At 34.1% G+C, this 25,440-nt stretch carries 24 protein-coding genes, 1 tRNA gene and 2 pseudogenes; 7 read left to right on the plus strand and 20 right to left on the minus strand.

What is annotated here, in order from left to right; translation table 11 throughout:
• The 5 genes from VSF34_RS08005 to VSF34_RS08025 all read right to left on the minus strand — a co-directional run bounded on the left by VSF34_RS08005 (position 1) and on the right by VSF34_RS08025 (position 5,033).
• Positions 1-819, minus strand: coding sequence for an ABC transporter permease (locus VSF34_RS08005; RefSeq protein ID WP_326716808.1), 819 nt, complete (start codon positions 817-819; stop codon positions 1-3).
• A 12-nt stretch (positions 820-831) separates the two neighbouring features.
• Positions 832-1,572, minus strand: coding sequence for a WecB/TagA/CpsF family glycosyltransferase (locus tag VSF34_RS08010; RefSeq protein ID WP_326716809.1), 741 nt, complete (start codon positions 1,570-1,572; stop codon positions 832-834).
• Positions 1,569-2,702, minus strand: coding sequence for a CDP-glycerol glycerophosphotransferase family protein (locus VSF34_RS08015; RefSeq protein ID WP_326716810.1), 1,134 nt, complete (start codon positions 2,700-2,702; stop codon positions 1,569-1,571). The genes VSF34_RS08010 and VSF34_RS08015 overlap by 4 nt, the downstream gene beginning before the upstream one ends.
• Positions 2,683-3,705 carry an ABC transporter ATP-binding protein gene (locus VSF34_RS08020; protein WP_326718054.1) on the minus strand — a complete coding sequence of 341 codons (1,023 nt, stop codon included), beginning with the start codon at positions 3,703-3,705 and terminating at the stop codon, positions 2,683-2,685. The genes VSF34_RS08015 and VSF34_RS08020 overlap by 20 nt, the downstream gene beginning before the upstream one ends.
• A 182-nt stretch (positions 3,706-3,887) precedes the next feature.
• The gene (locus VSF34_RS08025; RefSeq protein ID WP_326716811.1) at positions 3,888-5,033 is read right to left on the minus strand and encodes an LCP family protein; all 1,146 of its coding nucleotides are present in this window, start codon (positions 5,031-5,033) and stop codon (positions 3,888-3,890) included.
• Positions 5,034-5,214: 181 nt separating this feature from the next.
• On the opposite strand from VSF34_RS08025, the gene VSF34_RS08030 reads away from it, so the two are divergent.
• On the plus strand, positions 5,215-6,351 hold the full coding sequence (locus tag VSF34_RS08030) for a glycosyltransferase family 4 protein (protein WP_326716812.1): 1,137 nt from the start codon (positions 5,215-5,217) through the stop codon (positions 6,349-6,351).
• Here the strand turns inward: VSF34_RS08030 and VSF34_RS08035 are convergent.
• Positions 6,348-7,394, minus strand: coding sequence for a YihY/virulence factor BrkB family protein (locus VSF34_RS08035; protein WP_326716813.1), 1,047 nt, complete (start codon positions 7,392-7,394; stop codon positions 6,348-6,350). The genes VSF34_RS08030 and VSF34_RS08035 overlap by 4 nt on opposite strands.
• A gap of 13 nt (positions 7,395-7,407) precedes the next feature.
• Positions 7,408-8,160, minus strand: coding sequence for a type I methionyl aminopeptidase (gene map / locus VSF34_RS08040; RefSeq protein ID WP_326716814.1), 753 nt, complete (start codon positions 8,158-8,160; stop codon positions 7,408-7,410).
• Between the two features lie 153 nt (positions 8,161-8,313).
• On the opposite strand from map, the gene VSF34_RS08045 reads away from it, so the two are divergent.
• On the plus strand, positions 8,314-8,763 hold the full coding sequence (locus tag VSF34_RS08045) for a flavodoxin (RefSeq protein ID WP_326716815.1): 450 nt from the start codon (positions 8,314-8,316) through the stop codon (positions 8,761-8,763).
• 185 nt (positions 8,764-8,948) lie between these two features.
• Positions 8,949-10,268 (plus strand): ISL3 family transposase, encoded by a 1,320-nt coding sequence (locus VSF34_RS08050; RefSeq protein ID WP_311873860.1) that lies wholly within the window; start codon positions 8,949-8,951, stop codon positions 10,266-10,268.
• 53 nt (positions 10,269-10,321) lie between these two features.
• Here VSF34_RS08050 and VSF34_RS08055 read toward each other — a convergent pair whose 3' ends face one another.
• The 4 genes and pseudogenes from VSF34_RS08055 to VSF34_RS08070 all read right to left on the minus strand — a co-directional run.
• Entirely contained in the window at positions 10,322-10,900 is a 579-nt protein-coding gene (locus tag VSF34_RS08055; RefSeq protein WP_326716816.1) for a TetR/AcrR family transcriptional regulator, read from the minus strand.
• A gap of 148 nt (positions 10,901-11,048) precedes the next feature.
• Positions 11,049-11,189 (minus strand): annotated as a pseudogene (locus tag VSF34_RS08060) (IS256 family transposase); the annotation flags it as partial.
• 76 nt (positions 11,190-11,265) lie between these two features.
• Positions 11,266-12,324 carry an IS30 family transposase gene (locus VSF34_RS08065; protein WP_326716671.1) on the minus strand — a complete coding sequence of 353 codons (1,059 nt, stop codon included), beginning with the start codon at positions 12,322-12,324 and terminating at the stop codon, positions 11,266-11,268.
• Between the two features lie 107 nt (positions 12,325-12,431).
• Positions 12,432-13,472, minus strand: a pseudogene (locus VSF34_RS08070) (IS256 family transposase); the annotation flags it as partial.
• Positions 13,473-13,747: 275 nt separating this feature from the next.
• Here VSF34_RS08070 and VSF34_RS08075 point away from each other — a divergent pair.
• Entirely contained in the window at positions 13,748-14,986 is a 1,239-nt protein-coding gene (locus VSF34_RS08075; RefSeq protein ID WP_326716817.1) for an aminopeptidase, read from the plus strand.
• 136 nt (positions 14,987-15,122) lie between these two features.
• The gene (locus VSF34_RS08080) at positions 15,123-16,400 is read left to right on the plus strand and encodes an ISL3 family transposase (RefSeq protein ID WP_326716709.1); all 1,278 of its coding nucleotides are present in this window, start codon (positions 15,123-15,125) and stop codon (positions 16,398-16,400) included.
• Between the two features lie 143 nt (positions 16,401-16,543).
• Here VSF34_RS08080 and VSF34_RS08085 read toward each other — a convergent pair.
• The 6 genes from VSF34_RS08085 to murQ all read right to left on the minus strand — a co-directional run bounded on the left by VSF34_RS08085 (position 16,544) and on the right by murQ (position 21,627).
• Positions 16,544-16,617: transfer RNA gene (locus tag VSF34_RS08085), tRNA-Arg, on the minus strand.
• Positions 16,618-16,670: 53 nt separating this feature from the next.
• The gene (locus tag VSF34_RS08090; RefSeq protein ID WP_326716818.1) at positions 16,671-17,537 is read right to left on the minus strand and encodes a MurR/RpiR family transcriptional regulator; all 867 of its coding nucleotides are present in this window, start codon (positions 17,535-17,537) and stop codon (positions 16,671-16,673) included.
• A gap of 20 nt (positions 17,538-17,557) precedes the next feature.
• Positions 17,558-18,694 carry an anhydro-N-acetylmuramic acid kinase AnmK gene (gene anmK, locus VSF34_RS08095; protein WP_326716819.1) on the minus strand — a complete coding sequence of 379 codons (1,137 nt, stop codon included), beginning with the start codon at positions 18,692-18,694 and terminating at the stop codon, positions 17,558-17,560.
• Between the two features lie 22 nt (positions 18,695-18,716).
• Entirely contained in the window at positions 18,717-19,808 is a 1,092-nt protein-coding gene (locus VSF34_RS08100) for a DUF871 domain-containing protein (protein WP_326716820.1), read from the minus strand.
• Entirely contained in the window at positions 19,808-20,713 is a 906-nt protein-coding gene (locus VSF34_RS08105; RefSeq protein ID WP_326716821.1) for a BadF/BadG/BcrA/BcrD ATPase family protein, read from the minus strand. Before VSF34_RS08105 ends, VSF34_RS08100 begins: the two co-directional genes overlap by 1 nt.
• Positions 20,714-20,730: 17 nt before the next feature.
• Positions 20,731-21,627: an N-acetylmuramic acid 6-phosphate etherase gene (gene murQ / locus VSF34_RS08110; protein WP_326716822.1), complete on the minus strand. Its 897-nt coding sequence runs from the start codon at positions 21,625-21,627 to the stop codon at positions 20,731-20,733.
• A gap of 313 nt (positions 21,628-21,940) precedes the next feature.
• On the opposite strand from murQ, the gene VSF34_RS08115 reads away from it, so the two are divergent.
• Together VSF34_RS08115 and VSF34_RS08120 are read left to right on the plus strand one after the other, a co-directional pair.
• Positions 21,941-22,243, plus strand: coding sequence for a hypothetical protein (locus VSF34_RS08115; protein ID WP_326716823.1), 303 nt, complete (start codon positions 21,941-21,943; stop codon positions 22,241-22,243).
• A 25-nt stretch (positions 22,244-22,268) separates the two neighbouring features.
• A complete protein-coding gene (locus tag VSF34_RS08120; RefSeq protein WP_326716824.1) occupies positions 22,269-23,564 on the plus strand; it encodes a PTS sugar transporter subunit IIC in 1,296 nt (431 codons plus the stop codon).
• Between the two features lie 119 nt (positions 23,565-23,683).
• Here the strand turns inward: VSF34_RS08120 and VSF34_RS08125 are convergent, their stop codons facing one another.
• From VSF34_RS08125 to VSF34_RS08135, 3 genes are all read right to left on the minus strand, one after another.
• Positions 23,684-24,643 carry an IS30 family transposase gene (locus tag VSF34_RS08125; RefSeq protein WP_326716323.1) on the minus strand — a complete coding sequence of 320 codons (960 nt, stop codon included), beginning with the start codon at positions 24,641-24,643 and terminating at the stop codon, positions 23,684-23,686.
• 110 nt (positions 24,644-24,753) lie between these two features.
• Positions 24,754-25,074 carry a PTS lactose/cellobiose transporter subunit IIA gene (locus VSF34_RS08130; RefSeq protein WP_326716825.1) on the minus strand — a complete coding sequence of 107 codons (321 nt, stop codon included), beginning with the start codon at positions 25,072-25,074 and terminating at the stop codon, positions 24,754-24,756.
• 26 nt (positions 25,075-25,100) lie between these two features.
• A complete protein-coding gene (locus VSF34_RS08135; protein ID WP_326716826.1) occupies positions 25,101-25,421 on the minus strand; it encodes a PTS sugar transporter subunit IIB in 321 nt (106 codons plus the stop codon).
• Positions 25,422-25,440 lie beyond the last annotated feature (19 nt).

Consider the following 25,440-nt stretch of genomic DNA (forward strand, 5'->3'; position numbering starts at 1 on the left):
TTACATAAAATCTACAAATCTCGCTCTAAATTTCATATGAATGTGACTTCCCACAATCAATAACACACCAACTACTAACCAGAAAAAGATTGTTTGAGTGCCTTTTTCCCAGAACCAAACATGATACAACAATGAATCTCTAAATCCGTTAATGATATAGTAGATTGGATTTAATTCTAATAATTTTATAAACCAAGCATGACTTGTTCCTTTAAACATGTCTTTAAAGTCCCAAATTGGACCAGATAAATAAAATAATAACCTTAAAACAGATTGCAACATAATATGATAGTCACGCACTAAAACTGTGATTGTTGAATTTAAAATACCAAAGGCAAATAAAAATACAATCATACAGAAGAAATAATAAAAAAACTGTAACCAGTAAATATTCGGATAAATACCAAAACCAAACATTGTCACAAATAATAATAACATCATCCATCTATAGCTAACAAAATTACTCGCCATGTTGACTGTGGGTAAAATACTCACAGGAAACTTCATTTTAGATACCATACCGGCTTGTTTGTAAATGCTATTTGAGCCACCTAAAATCGAGTTGTTAATGAAGAACCAAGCAATAATACCGACTAACATCCAAATAATAAACGGCACGCCGTGAACCTTTTGACCATTTCTAACTCCTAGTCCAAATACTAAATAATAGATTCCGATTTGAATTGCTGGGTTTAAAAACTGCCAAACAAGTCCTAGATAATGACTTTGGTACGTCGCTTTTTCTTCATATTTAGAAATTCGACTAATAATACCAAAATTTTTAAATTGTTCCGTAATTACGGTTTTTACGTCATTCACGTTAAAATCTCCTTACTCTTTGCTTTGCTTTTGATGCCACATTAAGCCTTTTGCAATAAACAAAGGGGCTTGAAATAGACGATTAAAGCGTTTTGGGTTACTCATAGAGCGATATACCCATTCCAAGTTTGTTTTTATAAAAAATTCTGGTGCTCGTTTTACTTCACCACTAAACACATCAAAGCTACCACCTACTGTTTGAAAAATCGTGGGGGTTAATTCAGGCATATAAGTTTGAAGCCATTCTTCTTGTCTTGGAGACCCAAGAGCTACAAATAGGCAATCTGCCTGACTTTGATTAATGGTGTTGATAATTTCTTTATCAGTTAACGTTGTATACCCGTCAATCACACCTGCAATACTTAAGCCTGGATATAATAACTTAATATTATCACTGGCTTTTTTCACTACGTCTGGTTTTGCACCGTATAAAAAAATAGACGTATGATGAGCATCACTATATTCTAACACTTTTTCCATCACATCGATACCTGCAATTCGCTCGTTGATGGATCCATTTGTCCAGCCAGATACCTTAACCACACCAATACCATCAGCAAACCTGTGACTAGCTTGTTGTAAAAAAGCCTTAACAGTCGGATTTTTCTCTGACATTAAAATAATTTGTGGGTTCACACTTGCTAAGACCATGGCTTTTTTCTGTGCCATATGTTTTGTGATATCAGATTCGATATCTGACATCGTCAAACAATCTACTGGTGTGTCTAACACGTACTCTACTTTTCTTGTCATTTTTTCTCCACTGCTTTCTTTATTTCCTGAACGACACGACTAGTTGCAACGCCGTCATTATATGTATTCCATAAACGATTAAAATGCTCATTATTGCCAATTTCTTTAGACTGAAGTTGCTCAATTACACTAGCAGTATCATAACAAACTTTATTTGGAAAATCCGATTCGATATTCAACTGAATCCCAGTTGTTTCTCTATAATGTCCTGAATCTGGCCAAAAAATAATCAACTGTCCCTCTGGATGGCAAAGTGTGTAATCAAAGGCTACAGATGAATAATCTGTAATCAAACAATCTGCTATTTCAATCAAGGCATCTGCTGGCATATTGGATGGGACCCATTTTAATTGGTTAATCTTCTTTTCTGGCAAATGAACATGAGGATGTAGTTTTACTAACAGTTCATCTTCTGGCTCTAGGCTATCCACAACACGCTGTAAATCAAGCAGCCAAGATGATTCTTGCTCATTACCTCGGTAAGTCGGTAAGTACACAATATTTCTTCCTCGTGAACTTGATTTTTTTTTGACAGACTCATTTACGAGATAATCGGTTCTTGGAAACCCAAGTAATAGCATCTGCTCAGCAGCCATGCCGTAACTAGCTCGAAAGACATTTCCCATGCGCTCACTTGCTACAAAAACATAATCAAATGAGTCATACACACGCTTAAACCGCTTTTTATCTGTATCCGTTGTTCTACTTACTACACTTTGATCTTCTAAGCCGAACTGTTTAATAGCACCTGTTGCATGCCATAATAAGAAAACAGTTTGTTCGCTAGAAAAAGCTATATCCCCAAGAAAAGGAAAATAATTGTCAGCTACTACTACTTTAGAGCGACCAATATCTTTCATACTTTTTAAAAAACTAACAGGATGATTTAAGTCGAAAATCTGAATGCCTTTTTCTTTTAAGCGTTCTGCTTCTTGTAAACAGGAGCTCGTATAATAGACTCTTACAGGGACTTTTTCATGTATTGCCTGAATGAGTCCGTTGTCATTGTTTGGAAAACTCATGAGGTAAGCCACACCTTCTTGAAGTGGTATTGACTCTTTCTTTTTAGACATCACACTAACAGTATGACTATACATGTTTTTTAACTGACTAGTTATTTTTTGTTTCATAAGGAGTAACCTTGGATACTGTCGTGTTTACAACAACAGTATCACGCTCTGATTGAGTTAAAAATGATTTAAACGAACGTCCACTAATATTGATAGCTCCAAAAACAAATAGACCTATAATCATTAATAATAAAACGACTTTTGTTAAAAAGGACATCTTACCGATTGAGGGCCCCTTTAACACTGCTTGATCATGGCCTGCTTCAAGGGCTTTTTCTTTTAATAACTCTTCATTAAATGCTGTTTGTTTGTCTTTGTATTCATTTTGATACTCTTTTTTCTCTTTAGCGCTTAAACCTCTAAACCATTTGATAAATTCATTATAGTTTTTGACAACTTCTTCTGTTTCACCATATTCTCTTAATTCTCCGTAATGAATCCAAGCTACCTTATCACATAGCGTTTTGATTTGAGCAAGTGAGTGAGACACGAAAAAAATTGTTTTGCCTTCACTTTTAAATTGTAAAATACGATCCACACATTTTTGATAAAAGGTGTCATCTCCTACAGATAAGGCCTCATCAATAATCAAAACATCTGGATTATTATGCGCTGCAATGGAAAAACCTAAACGAGAGCGCATCCCGCTTGAATAATTTTTAACTGGTTGATTAATAAACTCACCGATATCAGCAAATTCTTTAATATCATCCATCATGTCATCAATTTCAGCATTCGTAAAACCGCTCATCAAACATTTTAGACGAATATTTTCGACACCTGTTAATTGGGGCTTTAGGCCTGCACCAATAGCGATAATAGACGTTTCTCCGTTAATCTCCATATCCCCTGTTGTTTGTGGAATGATTCCTGCTAGAATATTAGATAGAGTTGATTTACCTGATCCATTAATTCCGATTAGGCCAACAGCCTCACCTGGGTAGACTGTCATATCAATTCCTTTTAAGCCCCAAAAATGTGGCACACTTTTTTCTGAAAATTTAAATAGTGCTTTGACTTTATCTGATTTTTTCTTATATAAATCAAACTCTTTGGTGATCATTGATAGTTGTACTTTTGCATTATCTTCTTGTTTCACTTATGATCCATCCTATTCTTTCTCTTCATTAAAACCTCATAGAGATTTTACACTAAAACGAGACTTTTATCAAAATAAGTTAAAATTTTTATCATTATTAAAATCAAAAAAGTTTGAAATCCACTAGATTTCAAACTTTAAATCACTTAGTTATCCACAGCATACCCATCTGTTGGGTAGGTCCCTGGATCGATGATACCATTTGACTCAAAGACAAAACCAGGCTCATCACGCTCGTCTGGTTCATCTAAATCTAGAGAACGACGTAAACGATGTGAGATGTAATCGATGCTATCTTGATGTAGTCCTACCATACTGATTGGCTCACCATACGGCATGTAATCATAGCTCATCCATGAAAAGACATATGAATCAAACTTATAATCTTTAGTTAAACCTGATTGAGCAACTGATAAGATCTTGTTTGATGGCATATCTGTTGTAATATGACCATCTAAGGCATTTAAAATACTCTTATATTTTGCAATAGAGCCTGCACTCATCGCTTTTTGAGCAATCGCTTCAAGTACTTGTTGCTGACGCTTACCACGCTCCACATCATTATCAACGTAACGTGTTCTAGCAAAAGCCAGTGCTTCTTCACCATTTAAGTTGTGACGACCTTCTTTTAGATCAACTACCTTTTCACCTTTAGCGTTTTGCTCAGTTAAGGTAAATGGGACATCAATCTCTACACCACCTAAAGCATCTACTATATCTTCAAAAGCTTGAAAGTCAGCTGTAGCATAAAAATTAATCGGCACATCCATTAAGTTGCTGACAGTTTCGATGGTTGTATCAATCCCACCATGAGCAAAAGCTGCATTAATTTTATCTTTTCCTTGATAACCAGGTGCTTCAATTGTTGTATAAGTATCACGAGGAATACTAACTAAACTAACTAATTCTTCTTGTGGGTTTAGCGTTACTAAAATCATAGAGTCTGTTCTAGCGCTACCAATATCACGCTCATCATTGTCATCTAGACCAAGTAGTAAAATCGAGATAGGTTCTTTTTGAACATCAATTTTTTCTTGCTCTTCAATGACTGCTGTTTCTCTTGGTTGATAAGAATCATTTAAAAATTTATTGGCATCTACCATCATTTTCACACCGTAAACAACGACACCTAGCACGGCAAATAGTATAACAACAATCAATACTTTACCAATAATGATAGGTATACGCTTTTTCTTTGATTTAGATTGTTTTCTTAAGTTCCTTCTGGTACCAACAACAGAAGGTAAATTAGAATTTTCTTCTTCTTGCGTTCTTTTATCTTTTCTCTTCACTTTTTTTCTCCTAAATTATCACTTTTTATCTAAGGCAGTATAGCATAAGAATTTGTTATTTTAAAATATTTCATGAATTTTAATACTTTTTTAAAGGTAGGTGTTCATTCCAACTTTAAATTGTGTAACAATCTAATGTCATGTATAATATGATTGAATTATGAAAGTAGGTATTATGAAAATGAGTTTTCTTATGGAGATTTCTTTACGGTTGATTGCAACCATGATCCTAGCTTTCTTGATTACCCCAATAGTTAGACGACTAGCCTTTAAAATGAATGCGGTAGATAAACCAGATAAAAGACGAGTCAATAAAGTAACCATGCCAACTGCTGGTGGATTAGCTATCTACATTGCTTTTTCTATCTCTGTTCTATTTTTCTTTAGGAACTATATTCCTTTTGAGTTTGCTTTAAACCTTGTTATTTCATCTGGTATTGTGGTCTTAACAGGACTCTTAGATGATATTTTCGAGTTGTCTCCTAAGCAGAAAATGGTAGGCATTGTCCTAGCAGCTCTTTACGTCTGCTTTGTCTTTGATATTACCATGAGTTCAATCACTATCCCTTATTTTGGGACGATTCAACTTCAGTGGTTAAGTTATCCCGTTACTATTTTATGGATTGCTGGGCTGACTAATGCCATTAATTTGATTGATGGACTAGACGGGCTAGCTTCAGGTGTGTCTATTATTGCCTTAACAACCATTGGTATTATTGGATATATTGGGTCATCAACGGGAGCTGTTAAATTATTTGTGCCTCTTAGTATTTTTGCACTACTAATGGGTACTATTGGATTTTTCCCTTTTAACTTTTATCCAGCTAAAATATTTTTAGGAGATACTGGTGCCTTGTTACTTGGTTTTTTAATCTCCGTCTTATCCTTACAAGGTCTTAAAAATGCTACCTTTATTTCTTTAGTAACACCTTTAATTATTTTAGGGGTACCTCTAACAGATACTGTGTTTGCTATGATTAGACGATTTTTAAACAAAGAACCTATCTCATCGGCTGATAAAATGCACTTGCATCATAGGTTACTCTCACTTGGATTTACTCACCGCGGGGCAGTTCTTATGATTTATTGCATGGCGATGATTTTTTCGTTAATTTCTCTCTTATATATGTTCACAGACACATGGGCAACTGTTTTATTAACCATCGCCTCCTTGTTTGGTCTTCAATTATTTATCGAATTGATTGAGCTATCTGGGGAAAATCGTAGGCCTCTTTTAAATGGTCTAAAATTTATTGGTAATAAAGCTCACAGACAACGTGTCTTACGTAACAAAAAAAAGAAGAAAGACAATCACTAAAATTTAGTGTGGTCTTCCTTCTTTTTTTCGTGCTCTTCTTTACGCTTTAGAGCCCGTTGCTCGATTTCTTCTTCTTCTTCTTTGATACCTGCTTTTGTTTTCAACTTACTCGCCTTATGACCTTTAGCCTTAGCAACAGCTTGTTGTTTGATGTCTCCTGTTTTCTTTTGGATATAAGTTCCTAGTTTGGTTTGTTTTGTTGTGATGCTTCCATAAAAGAATTTCTCAAGAGTCACATTAATAATCCCACCAATGATTACAATAGAAGCTGCGATATCTAACCAGAACATGAAGATGATGAAACCTCCAATAATTCCATAACTAGTGATTCTCTTAGAAAAATGGGTCACATATAAACTAAAAAACTGAGTCACAATCATCCAAGAAACAGTGGTAAAAATTGTTCCAGGAATGATCGTTCTAAAATGAATTTTAGCACTAGGGACAAAGTAGTAAATACAAACTAAGGTAACAAATAAAATACTTGAGGTAACAGGCCATCTTAGTGTTTTAAAGGTATGGAGAATATCATTTGGCAATCCAATTCTAGGTAAGACATACTCTAAAATCGTCTGACCAAATGCCATAGCAAACATCAACACAATAAGTGCTAATAGTAGTAGAAAAACCATAAAAAAGGCAGCAATTCGTTTGATAAATGCTTTTTTTTGATACCCAATACCATATGCTTTATCTAAGCTGATTCTGATACCATTTATTCCCTTACTAATTGCCCAAAACGTACCAATAGCAGAAATAGATAGTAACCCACCACTACTGGTTTCCAACAAACTTTTTATTGTATCATTCATAATCGCATACACATCTGGTGGAAGTAGTTCTCGGATGTAAGGTAGTACCGTGTTTTCATTAATATGTAAAAACGGTAAAATATTTCCAATAGCAATCAACAGTGGAAAAAAAGATAAGAGCATGTAATACGTCACGACTATGGCATAGATTTTCATTTCAGAATCGTGAAATGTTTCCATGAAAAGAGAAAACATGTCCTTAAGCTCTCTCTTTTTTTCCGGTGATAACATGTTTTTTGTTCCCCTATTCATCTTGTAGTGTTAAAATTTTGGGTCCATCAGAAGTAATAGCAATGGTATGCTCATACTGACAACTTAAGCCACCATCAGCTGTTACAGCTGTCCAACCATTGTCTTCCATTTTCATTTTCCAAGTTCCTGTGTTGACCATGGGTTCAATGGTAATTACCATACCCTCTTTTAAGCGGGTACCTTTTCCAGGTTGACCGTAGTGAGGAACTGGAGGCCCTTCATGGATCGTTGGTCCAATACCATGTCCAATAAAGTCACGAACGACAGAAAAACCTTCACCTTCAACATAAGTCTGAATCGCATGACCAATATCACCAATACGATTTCCCACTTGCGCTTGCTCGATACCTAAGTATAGGGCATGTTTAGTAACTGCCATCAATTTATCAATCTCAGGCGTCGACTCACCAACTACATAAGCCCAACAAGAGTCACTCATTGCCCCTTTTAAATCAATACACATGTCAACTTTAATAAGATCACCATTTTTTAATACTTGTTTTCTAGGAAAACCATGGCAAATCTCATCATTGATACTACAACATGTCGCATATTTATATCCCTCATAACCAATTTGGGCAGCGATACCACCATTTTTTTCAATCATATCACGTACAAATACTTCAATATCCCAACTTGTAATACCTGGTTTTATAAATGCCCTTAGAGCTTCATGTACGCTTGCTAGAAGTCGTCCAGACTCTCCCATCATTTCAATCTCTCTTGGAGACTTTAAAGTAATCATATTATTTCTCTCCTTCACTCATTTTGCATTACTCATTTTAGCATACTCTTTGTTAATGAACAAAGGTTCCTCAAAACAATGATTGAATTCATTCATCGTTTTGTTATAATTCTAATGAGCATTTAAATTTATTAAAGGAAGTAGGTCAATCAGATGACTTTAGCAAAAATTGTTTATGCTAGTTTAACTGGTAACACTGAAGAAATTGCTGATATTGTTGCAGAGGCTCTAGAGGAGCTAAATATAGATGTAGAAGTTCATGAATGTACACAAATTGATGCGGATACGTTTTTAGATGCCGATATTTGTGTGGTAGCAAGTTATACTTATGATGATGTATTGCTGCCTGATGAGATTGTGGATTTTCATGAGGATTTATTAGAACTTGATTTAAGCGGGAAAACTTACGGGGTAGTGGGTTCTGGAGACACGTTTTATCCTTTCTTCTGTCAAGTTGTTGACCAATTTGGTGTAGCCTTTGAAAAGACGGGTGCAATTAAGGGGGCTGAGGCCGTTAAAGTTGATTTAGCAGCTGAAGAGGATGATATTGTGGCTTTAGAAAAGTTTGCAGATGACTTAGTCAAAGCTGCCACAAACAATTAGTTGTGAGATAAAAACCATAAAAAAAAAGAGGTTCGCTAGAGGCGAATCTCTTTTTTTGGTTGTATAATTTTTGATGTGGATGAAGAAATTCATTCGCATCTATTTTTTTACAAAATAATAGAAACATACGAACTTTCCCGTTAAAATTAAAGTGACCAAACCAAATTTTAGAAAGGAAGATTCGTATGTCTCATAACCATTGTATTCGACTATCGCTAGATTTAAAAGATAAAAATATTTATTTCGATTCTATTTTTTGTGAGGAACAGCTTATTAAAGGGATAAGATCCAAGATTTATAAAGGTATTCTTACTTACACTCCTTCGGCTTGTCCTTGTTGTGGCATTAAAAATGAACAATTTTCTATTGTGAAAAATGGGTTTATTTCTTCTCGAATAAAGTGGTTAAGTGTGGCTCACTACCCAACCTATCTTTTATTAAAGAAACAGAGATTCCTTTGTCGTCATTGTGACTCCTCTTTTCTAGCTGAATCTTCAGAAATTGAGAAACATTGTTTTATCGCTAAAAGAGTGAAGCAATCAATTCTTATTGAGTTAAGTGATGCTATCTCGTTTAAAGATTTAGCTAAAAGACATTTTGTTTCATCAACAACGATTAATAGAATTTTAGTATCTGGTGGTAAAGACTTATCTAATCAATTTTTATATTTACCTCAAAACCTTTGTTTTGATGAATTTACTTCGGTTAAAAACAATAGTGGCAAGTACAGTTTTATTTACTCTGATTCCTCTACACACCAAATTATCGATATTCTCATTGATAATAAAAAGCTAACACTAGAGAAACACTTTCTTAAGTACTCTCTAAAGGTTCGTCGCCAAGTAAAAACAATTGTCGTTGATATGAATGCAGCCTATTTTAAATTAGCCAAAAGGCTATTTCCTAATGCTGAGGTGATTATTGATCGCTTTCACTTAGTTCAACTTATCAGTCGTTCTTTAAACATAACTAGAATTAAGACGATGAATCGTTATCGCACATCGAATGTAACTGACATGAAAAATTATCGAAAACTAAAAAAATATTGGAAACTCTTTTTAAAAGATTCTAATGAATTGAATTATACAGATTATCGTTATCAGCGTTTATTTAAGAGTATTTTACCTGAAACAGATGTCATGGATTATTTACTTAGCTTAAACAAAGAGTTATCAGAAACTTATAAACTTTATCAAGAACTATTATACTGTAGTAAAAACAATGATTTTGACACTTTTTCTGATCTATTATTATTAGCTAACGAAGATATCTCTATTCCAATGAAAACCTCGATTCGAACACTAAAGAAGCATTTACCAAGAATTGAAAACACCTTTAAATACGCTTATTCAAATGGTTGTTTAGAAGGTTCCATAAACAAAATTAAATTAATCAAACGAATAGCTTACGGCTATAGAAATTTTCAGAACTATAAATACAGAATTTTACTTAGTTTTAAAGACAAACAAAAAAGCAGCAAAAACCATTCGGTTTCTGCTGCCTAAATTCACTTAATTTTACTCATCCACATCATTTGACAAAGAGCCCTTTTTTTTATCTACTCCTCTTTCCACTTAAAACTTATACCTGATTCAAGGGCTGAAATTTTAACTGTGTTTTCAACAATACCAATAATTTGTTCTTGAGTTGGATAAGCTCTTCCAGCCGAAACCAGGGCTGCAAGCCCAGTTGCAATAATCCAAATCGTTAAATATAAGGATTCTTTTTGTTCTGTATTTAAGACATCATAGACTTCATTTCCTGACATTTTCTCTAAGAAAATATCCCTACTAAAATTACTTAATTGCTCCCTAGAATCGTGTTCTTCAATAAAAACGGCTCTAAACAATTTTGGTTCATTTTTAGCAAATGTAACATAATTCAATACAGTATCAACAACTGGATCATCGGTCACAACATTATCATAAATATCGGCGCGTATATGCGTCGTAATTCGTTTAAAAAATACATCCCTTAACTCATCCATATTCTTAAATTCAAGATAAATTGGCTGTGTTGACGTATTCATTGCTTGTGCGATGTTTCGTGCAGTAAATCCTTCAAATCCTTCAGTAGAAATAACATCATAGACTGCAGATAAGATGTTTTCTCTTGTAATTGTTTTACGTCTCGCCATACGATTTCCCCTCCTATATTAAACATAAACACTTTATAAAAACCTATAAATAACTATACTCCTAAACTATATTATCATTATAACATGAATAAATTTTGGTTGCGTCAAGAATTATGTGTAAATGGAAAATCCATTCCATTTTTTTAAGTTAAAACATTGATTCTAATGTATCTTGTATTTCCTTAAATCCTTTATGTACTCTGCCTAAAAATTTTTGGTTATATTCATTGAACTGAGAAACAAGGAATCTCTCCAGAGATTCTTCATTAGGAAATTGTTCTTTTCTCTTTTCTAAATTGCAACATTAAGTTAGCCACTCTGGTAAAAATATCTAAATATCAGTGTTATTTTATTGAACCCCTTACTTACCAACATGTTTTGATCTTTAGATTTTGAATTTCTTCTAAAAATAATGTTGCTGGTTGTCTATAGTCTAAAATTTTACGCGGCAAAAGATTAACTTTTTCAGTAGCCAGTTGTATGAACTGCTTTGAGTAGTGACAGATAGGCGTTCCTTTCGGAACAAATTGCCGTAATAAACCATTATGTCTTTCGTTTGTTCCTCGTTCCCAAGATGAATAAGGGTGAGCAAAGTAGATATCAGTCATTTGTTGCAGAGTATCATCAAGTGAGCTAAATTCACTGCCATTATCAGCAGTAATCGATTGAAATATGCTACTAAATCGGGCTCTTCCAAACTCATATTTTAACTGTTTAATAGCGTAACTAACAGACTCTTCAGTATGATCATCTAGAACAACAGTAATCATGTAGCGAGTTTTTCTTTCAACAAGTGTAAGTAGAGCATTATCATCTTTAGATTTTGAACCAATGACACTGTCTATTTCCCAATGACCAAACTCTTGTCTAGAATCAATTTTGCTAGGTCGTTCATCAATTGATTTTCCAAGAGCTTTTTTATGCTGACGACTTCTTTTCTTTTTAGGTGATAGTCTAACTTTCATCTTGAGATGATGATTTCTGACTGGTAAAAAACCTTTATCAATATAGTTATAAAGTGTCTTAGTAGAAACAATAGGTTTATCCCAAGTCCCTAAAGACTTGATAAAGCCAACAATTGCATCTGGTGACCAATTAAAGTCTATCATTTGTTTACAAGCATAATTAATAAAATCAACAGCACTAACTAGCTTAGATTTCGAACCACAGCGTTTCCTGTTTTCTATGTATTTAGCTTGCCCCGTATCAGCAAAATAGAGTTGTTTAGGTTTCTTATTTTCTTTGATTTGCGTGGTCGTTCCTCGTTTAAGCTCATTACTTATTGTTTGATGGTGTCGGCCTAATCGTCTACCAATTTCTCTATTAGAGTCTCCCATATTATGCCAAACTTCAATAAGCTGCCTTTCCTTTAAGGAAAGATGTTTATAACTAGATGTCTTTGTGTTATTCTTAATTTTCACCATGATAAAAATTCCTTTCGTTGTTGGGTAGTTACTTCAATGATACACGAATTTTTACCATGGTGTTTTTTTATTATTTTAGAGTGGCTAACTTGATTTTACAACTAAGCTTCTTTTCTCTTTGTATATTTTTTTAACTGTTTATTAAATCCCTCAATCAAGTTAGTTGAGTAGATAGTTCTTCTGATTGATGGTGGGAAGTTATAGAAAGTTAATATAGCAGGATTCAAGAGTAATTTAACTACTCGTGGATACTGCTTTTTCCATTTATCTATCATAAAACTTATTTGATTCATAGCTTCTTCTTTTGAAGCTGCTTGATAAACCAATTTGAAATCATTACAGACTTCTTGTCGATCACTAACACGAACCTTATGAGCAATATTTCTAGAGATATGGACACAACATTGTTGAAATTGAGCATTTGGATAGACACTATGGATACTATCGTGAATACCACTTAAACCATCAGTTACAACTAATAAAACCTCTTCTAAACCACGATCTTTTAAATCTTGAAGTATCTCTTTCCAAACATAAGCAGATTCGGTTGGAGCAATAGTAAATCCTAGAACCTCTTTGGTTCCATCCAATCGAATGCCTATCACAATATAAACGGCTTCTTTTGATACGGTTTGTCTCTTTAAAGGAATATGAGTAGCATCCATAAAAATGACTGAGTATTTAGCTTCTAAAGTTCTTTCTTTAAAAGCCAAAACATCTTCAGATACGATTTTACTCATGTTTGAAATAGTTTGTGGTGTGTAATAATGACCATACATTTTTTCAATTAGATCAGAGATTTCAGACATAGTGATCCCTTTTTTAAATAGCTGAATAATAGTAGTTTCTAAGGAATCATTGGTTCTTTTATAGGCTGGTAATGTTTGTTGGGAAAATTCTCCATTTCTATCTCTAGGAATCACCAAATTTAATTCTCCATATTCTGTTTTAAATGAACGTGAGTAATTCCCATTGCGGGAATTACCTGAATTAAATCCAGCTCTATCATACTTTTCGTAGTCAAGAAACGCTGTTAATTCAGCCTGTAATAATGAGTTGATAGCGAGTTCTAAATGACGACGAAATAAATCATCTAAATCACCTTTATTAATTAGTGTTTCCATTATTTCTGTAGTAAAATGAGTCATGAGAAAGTCCTCCTATAAAATTTCTGTGTCGTAACTTTAATTTTACAGAATGGACTTTCTCTTTTTCTACCCTAAATTTCTATTTACACAAAATATTTTACCCTATCTAAATTTTGAAAAAAATATTAAACCTTGTGTTATTTTAAGGATAAAAAAACATAAATATGAAGAATTAAACAACATTTGTATTTTATTTTTCATATGATCATTCTTGTTACCAACATACCATTGTGCTAAAATGAGAGTATTCAAATATTTAGGAGGTTTAAATTAATATGACATTAGATAATTTTGATTTTCTTTTAAGAAAATATGCTGAACTGATTACAAAAATCGGAGTAAATGTTGATAAATCACAAACTGTTGTACTAAACATCCAAGTTGATCAAGCCCCTTTAGCGAGATACATTGTCAAAGAAGCTTATCATCTAGGTGCTAAGGAAGTCATTGTAAAATGGTCAGATGACGAAATTAGCCGCGACTTCTTCTTATATGCTGAAGATGACGTCATTGGTCATGTTCCTCAATATAAAATTGATGAAGTCGATGCTTTTGTAGAAGAAGGTGCAAGCCGTATTAGTGTGGTTTCTCAAGATCCTGATGCTTTTGTTGGTGTTGATGGCGATCGTTTGGCTACGTTCCAATTAGTCAATGGAAAAGCTATGTCTGCTCTTAGAAAAGCATCTCAAGCTAATAAAATTAGTTGGACGGTTGTTGCTGCTGCAAGTCCTGGTTGGGCTAAAAAAGTATTTCCTAACTTAGATTCTGAGCAAGCACAAGTTGATGCTTTATGGGATGCTATTTTTAAAGCTTGTCGCATGTATGCTCCAGACCCAATCAAAGCATGGCACGAGCATGATGTGACACTGCAAACAAAAGCTGAAGAGTTAAACAAAGAACAATTTGACTCTCTTCATTATACAGCTCCAGGTACTGATCTAATTATTGGTTTACCTAAGAATCATAACTGGGAAGGTGCTGGAAGTGATAATGTTCGTGGTGAGCATTTTATGGCAAATATCCCTACTGAGGAAGTCTTTACAGCACCAGATTGTCGCCGTGTAGATGGGGTAGTTTCTAGTACTAGACCATTAAGCTATGCTGGAAATACAATTGAAGATATGGTATTTACCTTTAAAGATGGTAAAGTTGTTGATGTGACTGCTAAAAAAGGACAAGATGTTTTATTAAAATTACTAGAAACTGATGAAGGAGCAAAACGTTTAGGTGAAGTTGCTTTAGTGCCAGATAGTTCTCCTATTTCTCAATCGGGTATTACTTTTTATAACACTTTATTTGATGAGAATGCTTCAAATCACTTAGCATTAGGTTCTGCTTATGCCTTTAACTTACAAGGTGGCACTACAATGAGCGAGGAAGAATTAGAAAAAGCTGGCTTAAACCGTAGCCAAACTCATGTTGATTTTATGATTGGATCAAAAGAGATGAACATTGACGGGATTAAAAAAGACGGTAGCCGTGTTCCTATTTTTAGAAATGGTGAATGGGCTTAAAAGAAAAGGGTCTATAATAAATCGTGTTGATGGATAGTTTCCATTAATACGATTTTTTGTTTTTAAATACAAAAAGGAACATCCAAACATGATAAAATAAAGTCGACAAAAACCAAATTATTAGGAGGATGTTCCCATGGATAATCATACTAGAAAATTACTTAATTTAACAGACAAATCTATTATTTTTGAAAAAGATTGGTTAACTGAGGCTACTATTAGAGGTAGACGCTCAAATATAATAAGGGGAAGACTAACGTCTCCAGACAGAATATGCCCCTCTTGTCATCAGAATACGTGTGTTAAAAATGGTACTTATACTACTAAAACACAACTACCAGAGTTTAATAGGGTCACAACTTATTTAGAACTTAAAAGAGAACGATATCTATGTAAAGAATGTCATACAACATTCAGTGCTGATACTGCGTTAGTCGATGACTATTGTCATATATCGAAAACATTAAAGTATCAAATCGCCTTAGATTTGAAAGAAGATCGTTCAAGAAAAGAGATCGCTAGATTCCATCATGTTTCTGATAACACGGTACAACGTGTTTTATACGACTTTACCAACCACTGTCTAACCAACTTTCAACATCTACCAAAAGTACTATGTGTCGATGAATTTAAATCAACTAAGTCATGTCAATCTGGTATGAGCTTTATTTGTGCTGATGCTGAAAGTAAAAAGATTATTGATATTTTACCAGATAGACGTCTCTTCTCTCTTATTAAGTACTTCCTGAAATACTCCAGAAAAGAGCGGTTAAAAGTGAAGTTTCTCGTCATGGATATGAATGCCAACTACGGTGGCCTTCTTAAAACTGTATTTCCACATGCAGAGATTGTGACAGATAGATTCCATATCATTCAGCATATCAATCGTTCTTTTAATCAACTAAGAATAAAAGAAATGAATCAATTAAAACGTTATGATAATGAAGAAGCAAAACAATACCGGAGAATAAAAAAATATTGGAAACTATTTTTAAAAGACTCTAGTCAATTAAGTGCCACTACATATAGTAATTATCCTCTTTTCAATAAAAGTATGACACAAGTTGGTGTCATTGAAGAACTTCTTTCCTATAACTCAACTATAAAAATCGCATATGATTATATACAAGAGTTAAAATATGCTTATGAAACAAAGGATTCAGACTTATTTTTAGAATTAACTCATTCTATCTCTAATGAGCTTCCTAAGGAATTTAAAGCCAAATTCAAAACATTCCAAACCTTCAGGCAAGGTGTTACCAATGCTTTAAATTATTCTTATTCAAATGGTTTTTTAGAAGGAATTAACAACCGAATCAAAGCTATCAAACGAACAGCCTATGGTTACCGAAATTTCTTAACTTTTAAGCGACGGATTTTCCTTATTCAAGGTCAATCATTTCAATTTAATTAAAAAGAAGAAGGAGGAAAAATCCCCCTTCTTCTAATGCCCTTATTTTATCAATTTTTAAATATCAACACGATTTGACGAAGAGCCAAAGAAAAACAGGTGCCAGTAAGGCACCTGTTTTTCTTTTTATAATAGTTACCGACAAACGTCCCAGATACGATTTGAACGTACGACACCCGTCTTAGGAGGACGGTGCTCTATCCAGCTGAGCTACTGGGACATGACTTATTTATTTTGTCACTTTTAAGGCCATTTGTCTACTGATTTACCTGATTATTTTTTATCATACCTTAGTTTATACTCATCAACCAGCTGTCTAGAATCATGAATGCTTGATATATGTTCATCATAATTACCTAGAACATAAGCATAAAATAGTAAATCAATCGTGATAAACTGAGACATCAAAGAACTTGTGGCAGCACTTCTTAATTCACCTTCTTTTGATTTTATAGTTTGAATCACTACATCTGCTTGTTTACTCAACGTGTTCATACCAAACTGAGTCATACCTATCGTTTTAATACCAGATGATTTGGCAACTTCATTTAAAGCTAGCACTTCTTTCGTTTCACCAGAATTAGATATACCGATAAAAACTGTTCCCGGTGCTGCTGAGGCTAGACTTGAAATAAGTAAGTGAACATCTGATAAACAGATACAAACCTTACCAATCCTATTCCACTTTTGAGCAATATTTTCAGCAACTAAAAAGGATGATCCCACACCAAAAACATAAACAAAAGGAGCTTTTTCAATCAAATTAATGGCATCAACAATCACATTATCATCTATTAATTGAATCGTTTCCTCCATCGATTGATAAGCATTGCCTAAAAGTTTTGCTTTCACATCAGATAGTTTTTCTGTTGGTAAAATATCTGAATAGTGATTAGGTATCTCAGATTTTCTTTCCGCTGATAAAGCTAATTTTAATTCTGGAAAACTAGGGATGCCAATTGATTTACAAAAACGAATCACTGAAGCTGGAGACGTATCAGATTCTTCGGCTAACTCACTGGCAGTCATTTTAATCACATCTTCTGGTCTTGCCAATACCAAATCTGCAATTTTTCGCTCAGATCTTGTTAAGTCATTATAAATACTTTCTACTCGTTGATGAACATTTCTGTTTTTCATGGTCATCCCTACTTTCTTAATTAATAGTTCGTTATCTTCCCTAATATAACCGGCTTATTTGCCCCAGTCGCACTAGGAACATTACTTGGCTTATGCTCCATTGTCATATGTCCTAATACTACCATAGCAATAGCCTCTTTTGCATCAGAAGATAATCCAATTTCCTCTTGAATCATCACAGTGACACTCTTTGGCATTTCTTTTCTAATCATCTCAATCAAAACAGGATTATAGCTTCCCCCACCGCCAACAATGAATTCTGTTTGGCTATCATCACTAACATAACTATCTAAAGACTTTCTGATAGCTTTTGCTGTAAAAGCAGTCGCTGTTGCTATCCAATCATTGCTATTTAAATGATGAGTAGACAATAATTCATCCACGTACTGTTCACCAAAATCTTCTCTTCCTGTAGACTTTGGAAAACTTTTTTTCATAAATGGATGATTCAACATATCGTTTAACACTAGTTCATCTACCTTACCCAGAGAAGCATAATGACCTTTATCATCATATTCTTTTTGATAAAACCTACGAACAAATTCATCAATAATCATGTTGCCAGGCCCTGTATCAAAAGCGACTACCTCGTCCATAGATCCATTAGCTGGAATCACAGTTGCATTAGATATACCACCGATATTTTGCAAGATACGTTGCTTATCTTGGCTTTTATATAAAACATACTCAGAAAATGGAACAATTGGTGCACCTTGTCCTCCTACTGCCATATCCCGATACCTAAAATCTGACACAACAGTTGTCTCTGTTACTTCACAAATCACACTAGATTCACCAATTTGTAAGGTAGAGGATACATATTCTCCTTGATTTATAGGATGATGGTAAATGGTTTGTCCGTGAGATGCGACAAACCAAATATCCGCTCCTGATAATTGATGCTTATCTTTCATCATGTTTACAGCTTGACCAAAGATTTTACCTAACTCCATGTTTAGGCTGCAAATCAGTAAGACATTAGATGTAGTCACATCAATAGCTTGCTTAATTTGCTTAATGATCCGTTCTTCAAAAGGGACTGTCATAAAATCAACTAATGTATATGTCCCTTCACAAAAGTTATTGTCTATAGATACTAAAGCCACATCAATACCATCTAAAGACGTACCTGACATTAATCCAATACCATATTGCATAGGATGCCTACTTTCTTTGTCTTTATTTTACTAATGAGAAAGCAAATTTTTGCCATGGTTTGATGTATGGTAATAAAATTTTATCAGCATCTGTGACAGCTCCCACAACATTTGTTTTCCCAGAATTTTCCATTGGTAATAAAGCGACTTGTAATTCCCCAGCGTAGTGAGCATACAGTGATGTCTCCACAATAATATCTCCTAGCTCCATATCTTTTGTGTTAAAAGGTTTAAATTCATGCCCTTTATATTTCACACGACTTTGAGTTGAGCGTAGTACGTAATCAGACACATCACCACGGTTGAAATGAAATTCATCTAACACGATAACTTTCTCTAAATCTGGAATATCTTCTACTAAAGTACAATCAAGGGTTAATTTATACGGATTAATTTCACTCAATGCTTTTAGCTCCTCTTCAGAAGCAAAGGCATTAGCAATAATCACATCATCAATTAAATCAGTTGCCCATAAATGTTTGGCTTGTGTCGTAATCGGCCATTCACGGTGCATCTCTAACGTACATAATCCTTCTTCAACTGGCCATGGTCCGACTTTTGCTGTTGGTGAGTTAACAAATGCTGCGGTACGAACTCCGTGATCTTTATAAACTTGACTGGTTTCAATGAAATGATCATAGCTAAGTCCAGTATAACGATGCGGATAAAAATTATGACAGCCTAGTAACTTATCTGCATTAGCCTGATAGCTTAAGATATTTTCTAAATAACGTGTTCCGTTACTAATGTTTAACTCAATAGATAAACCTTGTGGATTAAACGTCATGATTGACTCTTCATTACCAGTGAATCCCATATCTAGTCTAATGCCATCTGCCCCAATTTCTTTAAAGAAAGATAGGTCTTTATAACTAATATCTAATTCACCAAATACTTTAGGACTAACATCAGCGATAACTTCCATTCCTAAAGCCGTTGCATGATTAATTGTCTCAGAAAACTCACTTACAATTTCCTCTTTTTTCTCAGGATCTACTGATAATAAGCACGTAAAGACACGACTAAAGCCATAACCTGCTGCAAGTGTCATGTATTCTTTAATATCCTCAACTGATTGATGATTTGGGTAAACTGAAATTCCTAATTTTCTCATTATATTCCGTCCTTTTCATATAGATAATAAGCTCCCTTAGCACAGGAGACTTCTTTTTGATATAACTCTACTACGATATCTTCTCTAGATAAGTATGCCATTAACGCCTGTTTAACGTACTCATTCTTCTCGACAACTCCACCATTTAACCCTAAAGGAATTGGTGTTTTTGTTGTTGGTATTTCCATTTTTTGAATCATTTGTTTAACACTAAACCCTAATTTTTCACCTGCATCTTCCAAGATTTCAATTGCCTCAGCTACCCCATTATCTGCTGCTTTTGCAACAGATTCTGTAGCACTAGCAACCTCACCTTTAGAGAGCTTGTATAGTTTTTTGACTAAATCCATAACAGTATCAACTTGAAAAAACTCAAATAAATAGTTTGTTAAATCACTTTGAAGTCTATTATTATCACTATCTTCTAAACTTTTACTTATTGCCTCTTTAGCAATCCAATAAGCACTTCCTTCATCACCAAACAAATGGCCCCAACCACCGACTCTATACCACACATTTTGTTCAAGTCCTAAAATAACTGAACCAGTTCCTGCTGTCACAGTAATCCCGTCTCGGCCTTTGAGTATCGCATAATGAGCGAGTTGTCCATCATTCAACAAGATAATACGTGTGTGTTTATCTGATAAATCAGCAGCTACTTTCTCTCTTAAACCACCTGAATCAATCCCTGCAACACCCAAGGTTACCTCTATACAATTATCTTTAGGTAGCTGTAAATAAATTTTTTCGATTGCTTCTTTAATATGTGATAGGCCTTTTTGATAATCAACAACTACATTACCAAAGCCTGTTGTTGCAGTATAAAGACAGGCTCCTGTTTCAGCATGATACGCTACTGCTTCTGTTTTAGTTCCACCACAATCTACCCCAATAATATAGTTCATTGATTTCATTCCTTTACCTATTCTTTTGAATCCACAGCTTTACGGATAAAACCATCATTGCTATCTAGTAACTGTTGACCTTCTTCTTTTGAAGTTTTAGTTAAAATACGAACAATAGCAAGTTTAACTTGTTGGTCAGAATCTTCAAAATACTTCGTTGCCACTTCTCTTGATGCTCCAGTTGCTTCCATGATAATATTTTTAGCACGCTCAACTAATTTTTCATTTGTTGGTTTCACATCTACCATTAAGTTACCATATACTTTACCAAAATGAACCATACTAATAGTAGAAATCATATTTAAAATTAACTTTTGTGTTGTACCTGCTTTAAGTCTAGTTGATCCGGTCAATACTTCTGGACCAGGTGAAACTTCAATTGGATAGCTAGCAAACTGGCTAATTTCTGAATGCTCGTTGCATGAAATAGAAGCTGTTGTCGCACCTATTGTTGCAGCATATTTTAATCCACCAATCACGTAAGGTGTTCTACCACTTGCACTAATGCCAATGACAATATCCTTATTTGTTAAATGTCGTTCTTTAAAATCTTCCTCAGCTAATGTTAGTGAGTCCTCAGCACCTTCAACTGCTACAGTCATAGCAGATTCTCCACCAGCGATAATCCCTTTAACAAGCTCTGGATCTGTACTAAACGTTGGTACACACTCTGCAGCATCAAGTATACCTAGTCGCCCACTTGTACCAGCTCCAAAATAAAATACACGACCACCTTCTTTTAATGAGTGAACTACCTGTTCAATAACAGCGGTGATTTGACCTGTTTTTTGTTTAATAGCGGTAATAACTTGGCTGTCCTCTTGGTTCATCATATTGACAGCTTCTTCTATTGATAAACGATCTAAATTTTTAGTTGAATCATTTCTTTTTTCTGTTGTTAAATTTTCTAGCATTACCTCGCCACATCCTTCTCTTCCTGAGCATCTTTATGATATGTTTCATACTCAATATTTAAGTAGATATTACCATTTATGAAATATTATTTCAAATATTTTTTATTTTTTTCGAAATATAACGATTACAAAAGAAAAAATATTTCAAAATTAATTATTTTTAATTGAAATTATTTTTATTTAATGTATACTATATTTACAATGTGAGTGCTTACTTTAGTGTGATATAAGCTCATATTATTTGAATGATAACCGATTGCAATCAACGTTCAAAAAATCTGATAACTAAAAGTCTGGAGGTGTGACTAAGATAATGATGGACAAAAAAACAAACGGCGTACCAAAGTTCTCAATTAAAAGTGCTTCATTACTTCTATTAGCTGGTGTAATAGGAGGGATACTTATTCCCTATCTTTTCTTTGAGCTAAACTGGGATACACGTCTGGCTACGATGATTTTTTTACCCATTTTAATTGCGGGGGCTATTGCTTATAGCCAATGCTTTATTGAAACTAAAAAAGGCATTTCTAAATCGTTTTGGATAACTTTAATTATTGCTTTCATTATTTTGGAAGTTCTTTCTTATTTTTGGTTATATAAAGGATTTATTTTTTAAAATTTAAATAAAAAGGAGCACTAATATGTTAGAAAAATTTACTAATTTCATTGATTCAAAACTAGCGGGACCTATGGATAAGATCGCTAATCAACGTCACTTAAGAGCTATCCGTGATGGAATTATTGCTACACTACCATTAATTATTATTGGATCATTTTTCTTAATCGTAGCTTTTCCACCTCTACCTCAATCATGGGGTATTACACAGTTCTTAACTGAAAATGCTGCAACTATTTTACTACCTTATCGTATGACGATGTACATCATGTCTTTATATGCGACTTTTGGTATTGGAGCAAGTTTATCTAAAACGTATGATTTAGATGTTGTTTCTGGTGGTATTTTAGCAACGATTGCTTTCTTATTAACATTTGTTCCTGTAAACGTACCAGCTGATGCTAATGCTGGTGTTGAAGGTTTCGTACTACCAATGGCTAACCTTGGTGGTGGTGGTATGTTCGTAGGTATTATTACAGCTATCATTGCTGTTGAGATTTACCGAATGACTGATAGATCAAAATTCAAAATAAAAATGCCTGCTCAAGTACCACCTGCTGTAGCTCGTTCTTTTGAATCATTAACACCTACTTTAATCGTTATCTTAGGTATGGCAACTATTACTTACTTTATTGGATTCGACTGGCACATGGCTGTTGGTAAAATCGTGTCGCCTTTAGTCAGTGCTGCAGATTCACTACCAAGTGTTCTTTTACTTATTTTCTTAATTACTTTCTTCTGGGTATTTGGTATCCATGGTGTTTCCATCGTAGGATCACTTGCACGTCCAGTATGGTTACAATTACTAGAAGGTAATACAACGGCTCAGGCAGCTGGAGATACTTTACCTTATATTGCTGCAGAACCTTTCTTCCAATGGTTTATCTGGATTGGTGGAGCTGGAGCTACTTTAGGTCTAGCGATTCTTTTAGCTTTCACAGCTAAATCAGAATATGGATCAAAACTTGGTAAAGCTATTATTACACCATCTATCTTTAACATTAACGAACCCGTTATCTTTGGTGTTCCAATTGTACTAAATCCTATCTTAATGATCCCATTTATCGTAACTCCTATGATTTTAGCAACAGTTGCTTGGTTTGTAACTAAAGCTGGACTAGTTGCTCCAGTTATCTTTACAGCACCATGGACTCTACCTGGGCCAATCGGAGCTTACTTAGCTACCGGTGGTGACTGGCGAGCTGCTGTTCTTAATATCATTTTAATTGCTATATCAGTTGTTTGTTACTATCCATTTGTTCGTATTTATGATCAAAACGAAATTGCAAAAGAAAAAGGCTTAGCTGAAGCTAAATCATAATCAAAAAAACGAGAATGACTCTTAAAATGATCATTCTCGTTTTTTAGTTCTCTATATCTACTTATACAAAAAACGACTACTTATTAATATAGATAGTCGTTTTTTATTATTTTCATTTGTCAAATTAAGCTAGACAAAATGTCATTGTCTACATAGCTCAAAAATACTTCTAATGGTGTTTTATAGTTTAATGATTTTCTAGGAATATTATTTCTTTTGGATGCAACAGATTGAATGAAAGATTCATCAACTTCGTTGAAATCCATTTTCTTAGGCAATCCATCCTTACGCAATAGCCCATTAGAATTTTCATTTAAACCTCGTTGTGAAGGTGTACCAGGGTCAGCAAAGTAGATATCAATATCATTTAAGTTACTGATAGATTTCCAGTTAGAAAATTCTTTGCCACAATCAAATGTGATAGATTTAAACAAGTGATTAGGGCATTTTTTTAACCATTCATTTAAGCTATTCTCAATATCTATAGCGTGTCTCCCTGTTGGCTTTAAGGTAATAATAACTTTTGATAACCTTTCAACTAATGTAATAACAGCACTTTTATGATTTTTCCCAACAATAGTGTCACCTTCTAGGTGACCAAATTCACTTTGAAACTCGTTATGCTCAGCGTCTCTCTGATGAATGGTTCGTTTAAATGCTTGTTTACCTCGTTTTTCTTTATGCCCATTAGGTTTTCTTTTACCTTTCATTGGTAAAGTTGTGGAATCAAAAGATTCACGCGAGAACAATCTATAAAGTGTCCGAACAGAACAAGAAATAGAAATCTCAGCACGACCGATAATCACGTCAGGAGTCCATCCTTGAGCCACTTTGTTTTGAATATATTTTGTTTCATTATCAGGTAAAGAAATAGGACGCCTTCCACATTTCTTTTTATTTTTTTTGTATCTTTGATAGTAATCTAGAATAGATAATCCCTCATTTAAAGCGTTGTAAACATTATAAATAGTTTGTCTTGATCTTTTTAAAGTATCAGCAACATGTTTAACTTTTTTAGCTTGGTGATAATAAGATTCTATTAAAACAAGCTCGTCTGTAGTAAGATGTATATAGGTCATTTGTGATCACTCTCCTTGTTTTCTTTCGTCGGAAATACAATTTGGACAATTTGAGTGTATCACAAATGATTTTTTTATTTGTCTAGCTTAATTTTACAATCGGCGTATTATTATTTTTCTACATCCATACGACGATAAACATCGATGATTTCTTTTGCTAAATCTTTAAAAGCAATGGATGTCATTAAGTGGTCTTGACTGTGAACTGTCAATAGTGTCAATTCAATAGACTCACCTTGTGCTTCTTTTGTTAAAAGACTTGTTTGTGATTGATGAGCTTTAACTAAAGACTCCTCTGCATCTGTCATTTTAGCGTCCGCTTTTTCAAACTCTCCTTGTTTTGCTGCTTGGATTGCTTCCATTGAATCACTTTTGGCATTTCCTGAGTTCATAATTAGACCCATGATTGCCTCTAAATTTTTATCATCCATTACATTAATCCCCTTAAATCTTTTTCTTATTTATTCATTAATTCTATAGCAGAATTTAAAACATTCTCGCCATTCATCATACCGTAATCTGACATGTTGATAACTTCCACTGGAATTCCTTGAGGACCAAATGTTTCTTCAAATTGTTTTTTCATAAAACGAACTTGAGGTCCTAATAATACGACATCAATCTCCTTTTTCGCTACTTGATCAGGTGCTTCAGACGTAGATACTGCAAAAATCTCAGCATCAACACCTTTATCAGTTGCTGCTTGTTGCATTTTTGTTACTAATAAACTTGTACTCATACCTGCTGAACATACTAACATGATTGTTTTTTCTGCCATTTTATTCCATCCTTTACCC

The organism is Vagococcus jeotgali (assembly GCF_035918315.1).
Classification (GTDB): Bacteria; Bacillota; Bacilli; order Lactobacillales; family Vagococcaceae; genus Vagococcus; species Vagococcus jeotgali.

What these genes read in the sequence shown, in the direction of transcription:
- VSF34_RS08010 (WP_326716809.1), bottom strand. Translation starts at nt 1,572, where the DNA reads ATGACAAGAAAAGTAGAGTACGTGTTAGACACACCAGTAGATTGTTTG.
- VSF34_RS08015 (WP_326716810.1), bottom strand. Translation starts at nt 2,702, where the DNA reads ATGAAACAAAAAATAACTAGTCAGTTAAAAAACATGTATAGTCATACT.
- VSF34_RS08020 (WP_326718054.1), bottom strand. Translation starts at nt 3,705, where the DNA reads ATGATCACCAAAGAGTTTGATTTATATAAGAAAAAATCAGATAAAGTC.
- VSF34_RS08030 (WP_326716812.1), top strand. Translation starts at nt 5,215, where the DNA reads ATGAGTTTTCTTATGGAGATTTCTTTACGGTTGATTGCAACCATGATC.
- VSF34_RS08035 (WP_326716813.1), bottom strand. Translation starts at nt 7,394, where the DNA reads ATGTTATCACCGGAAAAAAAGAGAGAGCTTAAGGACATGTTTTCTCTT.
- map (WP_326716814.1), bottom strand. Translation starts at nt 8,160, where the DNA reads ATGATTACTTTAAAGTCTCCAAGAGAGATTGAAATGATGGGAGAGTCT.
- VSF34_RS08045 (WP_326716815.1), top strand. Translation starts at nt 8,314, where the DNA reads ATGACTTTAGCAAAAATTGTTTATGCTAGTTTAACTGGTAACACTGAA.
- VSF34_RS08050 (WP_311873860.1), top strand. Translation starts at nt 8,949, where the DNA reads ATGTCTCATAACCATTGTATTCGACTATCGCTAGATTTAAAAGATAAA.
- VSF34_RS08055 (WP_326716816.1), bottom strand. Translation starts at nt 10,900, where the DNA reads ATGGCGAGACGTAAAACAATTACAAGAGAAAACATCTTATCTGCAGTC.
- VSF34_RS08065 (WP_326716671.1), bottom strand. Translation starts at nt 12,324, where the DNA reads ATGGTGAAAATTAAGAATAACACAAAGACATCTAGTTATAAACATCTT.
- VSF34_RS08075 (WP_326716817.1), top strand. Translation starts at nt 13,748, where the DNA reads ATGACATTAGATAATTTTGATTTTCTTTTAAGAAAATATGCTGAACTG.
- VSF34_RS08080 (WP_326716709.1), top strand. Translation starts at nt 15,123, where the DNA reads ATGGATAATCATACTAGAAAATTACTTAATTTAACAGACAAATCTATT.
- VSF34_RS08090 (WP_326716818.1), bottom strand. Translation starts at nt 17,537, where the DNA reads ATGAAAAACAGAAATGTTCATCAACGAGTAGAAAGTATTTATAATGAC.
- anmK (WP_326716819.1), bottom strand. Translation starts at nt 18,694, where the DNA reads ATGCAATATGGTATTGGATTAATGTCAGGTACGTCTTTAGATGGTATT.
- VSF34_RS08100 (WP_326716820.1), bottom strand. Translation starts at nt 19,808, where the DNA reads ATGAGAAAATTAGGAATTTCAGTTTACCCAAATCATCAATCAGTTGAG.
- VSF34_RS08105 (WP_326716821.1), bottom strand. Translation starts at nt 20,713, where the DNA reads ATGAACTATATTATTGGGGTAGATTGTGGTGGAACTAAAACAGAAGCA.
- murQ (WP_326716822.1), bottom strand. Translation starts at nt 21,627, where the DNA reads ATGCTAGAAAATTTAACAACAGAAAAAAGAAATGATTCAACTAAAAAT.
- VSF34_RS08115 (WP_326716823.1), top strand. Translation starts at nt 21,941, where the DNA reads ATGATGGACAAAAAAACAAACGGCGTACCAAAGTTCTCAATTAAAAGT.
- VSF34_RS08120 (WP_326716824.1), top strand. Translation starts at nt 22,269, where the DNA reads ATGTTAGAAAAATTTACTAATTTCATTGATTCAAAACTAGCGGGACCT.
- VSF34_RS08125 (WP_326716323.1), bottom strand. Translation starts at nt 24,643, where the DNA reads ATGACCTATATACATCTTACTACAGACGAGCTTGTTTTAATAGAATCT.
- VSF34_RS08130 (WP_326716825.1), bottom strand. Translation starts at nt 25,074, where the DNA reads ATGGATGATAAAAATTTAGAGGCAATCATGGGTCTAATTATGAACTCA.
- VSF34_RS08135 (WP_326716826.1), bottom strand. Translation starts at nt 25,421, where the DNA reads ATGGCAGAAAAAACAATCATGTTAGTATGTTCAGCAGGTATGAGTACA.